The organism is Caballeronia sp. RCC_10 (assembly GCF_041360715.1).
Classification (GTDB): Bacteria; Pseudomonadota; Gammaproteobacteria; order Burkholderiales; family Burkholderiaceae; genus Caballeronia; species Caballeronia grimmiae.
Genome location: NZ_JBFUPT010000101.1, coordinates 1 through 1,329, shown reverse-complemented (window position 1 = coordinate 1,329; position 1,329 = coordinate 1). Strand labels below are relative to the sequence as shown.

Annotated in this window: 1 protein-coding gene; it reads right to left on the bottom strand. The window is 63.7% G+C overall.

Annotated elements, in window-relative coordinates:
* Nucleotides 1-91 precede the first annotated feature (91 nt).
* A complete protein-coding gene (locus tag AB6804_RS31795; protein WP_370889825.1) occupies nt 92-1,237 on the bottom strand; it encodes an IS481 family transposase in 1,146 nt (381 codons plus the stop codon).
* Nucleotides 1,238-1,329: the final 92 nt, after the last annotated feature.

The following is a 1,329-nucleotide window of genomic DNA, read 5'->3' as shown; positions in this document are numbered from 1 at the left end:
CGCCCCTCCCCGGGGCGGGGGTCACTTTCTTTGCCGCTGTGTATAGACCGGAGACATGGGTAACACCTGTGTCAGGACATAGGTAACACATTCAACTCCGTTCAGCGCTTCCCTTCAAGCTGATCGTATCGATTCGGTGATGAGCGAAGTACATATCGAAACCACCGTCGATTTCTGCACACGGCCTGAAGGCGATGTGCAGATTCGCCAGCGCATTCGACACCTTGAAACGTCGCCCGCCAAAGCGCACCTCGCCGTCGGTGCCTACCCGAACGACGGCGTCGGCCTCGCCGTACTCGATTGGCGCTAGCCGTTCCGGATACGCGCGCGCACTCGGGCGATAGCGCGAAATCGGCGTGGCCATGCCCAGCGCCTGGTGCGGGCGCTCGTAGTTGTACACGCGACGCCACGCATCGAAGGCCCGCTGCGCGCTCTTCAGATCCCTGAAGTGCCGCCCCGCCAGCAGTTCGGCTTTCAGCGTCCGATGAAACCGCTCGTCCTTCCCGTTCGTCTGCGGGTGCCTCGGCCGGCTGTACGAAATCCGGATGCCGAGCCGGATCAGCCAGACCGCCAACTCGGTCAACTGGCCCGGTTTCGATGGACTACCCCACGGCGGCCCGTTGTCCGCGTTGATGCACAGCGGCAGCCCGTAGCGGCGAAACACCGCGCGCAAGTGCTCGCGCACCACCCGCGTGGGCGTGCGCCCGCAGGCATCGAGCGCCAGATCGAAGCGCGAGTGATCGTCGAGCACCGTCAGCGGCAGGCAGCGCCGGCCATGGTCGAGCTCGATGCAGCCCTTGAAATCCATCTGCCACAGATCGTTGGGATGCGCGTGTTCGAATCGCTGCCAGCGCGAGGCATCGGCGCTGGCCTCGGCCGTGATCAGGCCATGCCGATGCAAGATACGCGTCACGGTGCTGGGCGAAGGCGTCTGGACACACCCTACATCGCTCAGGCGGCGGGCAATCTTGGCCGCGCCCCACGCGGGATGCGCCTCACGCATGTCGACCACCTTCGCTTCGAGTTCGGTCGCCGTGCGCGCCGGACTGCTGCGGGGACGTCGGGACTGGTCGGCCAAGGCGGTATCGCCCTGCTCGAAGCGTCGGATCCACTTGTAACCGGTCTTCGCGCTGATGCCGTACTGGCGGCACAAGGCGCGCCGATTGGCGCCTTGCTGCGTCGCGAACTGCACGAATTCAAGCCGCAATTCCATGGTGTTTTTGCTATCCCAGGACATGCTCGACTCCGGACGAACCATTCGTCCGAAGTGTTACCTATGTCCTGGAACAGGTGTTACCCATGTCTCCGGTTTATACACCGCTGCAAAGA

Excerpts from the sequence above, each read along its gene's own strand:
- AB6804_RS31795 (WP_370889825.1), bottom strand. The coding sequence starts at position 1,237 with ATGTCCTGGGATAGCAAAAACACCATGGAATTGCGGCTTGAATTCGTG.